The sequence below is a fragment of the Protofrankia sp. CiT1 genome, from assembly GCF_917627335.1.
Lineage (GTDB): Bacteria > Actinomycetota > Actinomycetes > Frankiales > Frankiaceae > Protofrankia.
This window is the reverse complement of the sequence record NZ_CAKJTP010000030.1, coordinates 12,432-15,714: the sequence shown is the minus strand read 5'-3', so window position 1 is coordinate 15,714 and position 3,283 is coordinate 12,432. Positions and strand designations below refer to the sequence as shown.

Annotated in this window: 2 protein-coding genes; one reads left to right on the top strand and one right to left on the bottom strand. The window is 64.8% G+C overall.

The genetic code is table 11. From position 1 onward, the window contains the following. Positions 1–23: 23 nt before the first annotated feature. Positions 24–1,745, bottom strand: a complete 1,722-nt coding sequence (locus MJ785_RS07725; RefSeq protein WP_239380265.1) for a proline--tRNA ligase — start codon at positions 1,743–1,745, stop codon at positions 24–26. Between the two features lie 940 nt (positions 1,746–2,685). Between MJ785_RS07725 and MJ785_RS07720 the strand changes: the two genes are divergently transcribed. Next, positions 2,686–3,276 carry a L,D-transpeptidase family protein gene (locus tag MJ785_RS07720; protein WP_239307902.1) on the top strand — a complete coding sequence of 197 codons (591 nt, stop codon included), beginning with the start codon at positions 2,686–2,688 and terminating at the stop codon, positions 3,274–3,276. Positions 3,277–3,283 lie beyond the last annotated feature (7 nt).

Genomic DNA, 3,283 nt, shown 5'->3' with positions numbered 1-3,283 from the left:
CCGGGCCGCGGTAGAACGGCGGGTTACAGACTGCGGCGAAGGTGTTCCACCGTCTTGGGCAGATCCGTGATCTCAACCTCGGTCACGACCGATCGGTCCCGCGTGCGGATCTCGACGATTCCTTCCGCCGCACGGCGTCCTATGACAATCTGTACCGGGCAGCCGAGCAGATCAGCATCCGCGAACTTCACGCCGGCGGAATTCCCGGTCCGGTCGTCCACGAGGACCTCAAGCCCCTCCGCCACCAGCGGTCCGGCGACCGAGTTGACGATCTCCTCATCGATCTTCCGGCCCAGCGGAATCACTTCGACGTCATACGGAGCAAGCGCCGCTGGCCACACGATCCCATTCTCGTCATGGTGCTGCTCGATAACAACCGAAAGAATCCGGCTGATGCCGATGCCATAGCAGCCCATCACCATGGGCGCGTCCTTGCCGTTGTCATCAAGAAATGTCGCGGCGAGAGGCACGGAATACCTGGTGCCGAGCTGGAAGATGTGGCCGATTTCGACCGACCGCTCGACCGCGAGCGGGCCCGTGCCGTCCGGCGAGGGGTCACCTGACCGGACATTGGTCACGTCCGCGTATTCGTCCGGCTCGAAGTCGCGTCCCTGGTTGCAGCCAGCCACGTGATAGTCGACTTCGTTTGCCCCGGTGCACCAGTCACGGCCAGCCGCTATATGATGATCTGCGACGATCCGGCTGACGTGGGCCGCAAGCCCCTGCGGCCCGACGTACCCGCGGACCAGACCGGGGTTCGCCGCGAAGTCGCTCTCACCGAGGAGGACAGGCGCCGCTCCGAGAATCGCCGTGAGCTTGTACTCGTTGATCTCACGGTCACCCGGACAGAGGACAGCTATGATCTGATCCTGTTCGCCGCCGGAGCGCGGAATCTTGTACAGGACACATTTCAGAATCCGGCTCGCCGGCAGGTCCAGATGCGCGGCGAGTTCCTCGACTCCTGGAACGCCCGGCGTGTGGAGCCGCCGGAGCGGCTGCGTCCCAGGCTCCACCGCGATGGGCCGCTGACCGGAAGCAGCCTCCATGTTCGCGGCATAACTGCCGTTGGGCGCATAGACGAACAGATCCTCGCCGATCTCGCTCGGAGCCATGAACTCGTGGTTCACATCCCCGCCGATCTCGCCGGCCTGCGCCTCCACAGCCCGGAAACGAAGGCCACAGCGGGTGAACACACGCTCGTAGGCATTGTACATCACGTTGTATGTGGCACGGAGCGAGTCCAGGTCCGGGTGGAAACTGTAGGCGTCCTTCATGATGAAGTCACGAGCGCGAATGAGGCCGGACCTCGGCCGCAACTCGTCCCGGTACTTGGTCTGAATCTGGTACACACTCAGCGGCAGGTTTCGATAGCTGCTGACCTCATGTGCGATCAGGCTGGTCACCAGCTCTTCGTGCGTGGGAGCAAGGCAGAACTCCGCTCCCTTGCGGTCTGCCACCCGGAACATCAGGTCGCCATAGTCGGCCCACCTGCCGGTCCGCTCCCACAGCTCACGAGACAGCAGCGCCGGCATCAGTATTTCCTGACAGCCGGCGGCGGTCATTTCCTCGCGCACGATCTCTTCGACCTTGCGGAGAACACGAAGCCCGAGCGGAAGGTAGGTGTAGATGCCGGAAGCGACCTTCCGGACGTACCCGCCACGAACGAGCAGCTTGTGATTGGCTGTCTCAGCCTCGGCGGGATCGTCGCGAAGTGTCCGGGCGAACATGCGGGAAAGGTAATCCACGGGAAAAGACCTCCGTCACTGGGAAAGTAGCCGGCAGCCGGCGGCAAGCCGTCACACACGAGAACGACGCCGAGTCAGCCCCGTGCGGGCAGCCCGGCCAGGGCGTGTCTGATGGATCATCGTCCGCATCGACCAACATCCATCAGATACGCCCTAGATCGGTCGACGTGCGGCCTTGACGGAGCCCACTGGGAGATCCCCTCTCGCTTGATGAGCCGGCCCTCGGCCACCAGCGCCCGGCAACAAGCTGTTCCCGGGCCCTCCAAGTCTTGACAGAGCGGCACTGACCGAGTTCCAGACCAACTTACCGCCTCTGACGACCACGGCGTCAGGCCCCCTCGCCCTCCCAGCGGCGGCCCACCGTGGCTCTCACATCGCTGCGATGTGGGGCGGCGCGGCCCGTGATGCCAGGATTACCAGCCGCTGACCGCGAGAGTCGTCACGAACCGCCTACGCCGACCGTTGCTGACGGCGCGTCCGGCTGCGCCGGTGTTTTCGCGTTGTTTGTTCGCGCCAAAAATAAGAGCGCCCGGCAATAGGGGTGTGGATCAAGGAGTGGGGCTGGGGTGCGTGCGGCGCGAGGCGGAGGAGGGAGCCACCGGAGGTGTTGGGTGGCGACTGACGACAACGCGGCGAGGTGCGTGCCCTGGCCCCGCGACGCCGCGTCCCCTATTGCCGGGCGCTCTAAGAGCGGTTGTTGCGAGCAGTATCAGCCGTACGTGTGATTTTCTGCCATCCGGCAGGGTGGCAGGCCGTCCCGATCGGGTCACCGAACGGGACAAGCTCCGGGGGCGGAGCTGTCTTTTCATTGCCGCTGGCGGATGAGCCCACTCCGGAAGGCCACCGAGTTGACCACGGCACTTGTCGAAGACGCCATTGGCGCGTTACATGTGCCTGAACCAGGCACATCAGGCTGCGGAGGGGAGGCAGGGACGGTCGGATGATGTATGTGACTATTTTTGATCTTGGTGCGGAGATGTCCGAGCGGATCGCCGACGTGAACCGCCAGGTGATTGTGGTCTCAGCGCCCGACCAGACGGCCACGACGAACACGGTCACTCTGTGGCAGCGCACCGATGCATGCGCTGGGTGGACTCGGGCCGCGGCTCCGCTTGCCGGCCGTAACGGGGCAAACGGCTGGTCCCTGAATCACTACGATGGTGATCTATGCAGCCCCGTGGGTGTGTTCACGCTGACGGCCGCGGGCGGGCGTCAGCCCGATCCGGGCACGCTGATGCCCTACGAGTACCGGCCGTCCTACTATCAGACCGGTGAGCCGGACATGGCGGCCGCGTTCGACTACGTGGTAGCGATTGACTACAACCGGATGCCCGGCTACCCCCCGTCAGACCCCAAGCGCCCGCTCGGTACGGCGGCCGGCGGCGGTATCTGGCTGCATGTTGATCACAATTGCGCGACCCAGGGCTGCGTCGCCGTGACGAGAGAGGGGATCGTCGCCATTCTCGCCTGGCTGTCGCCCGCCAGCCGGCCGCTGATCGTCATGGGCGACGCGGCGTCGCTCGGCAAGTAGCCTCGCG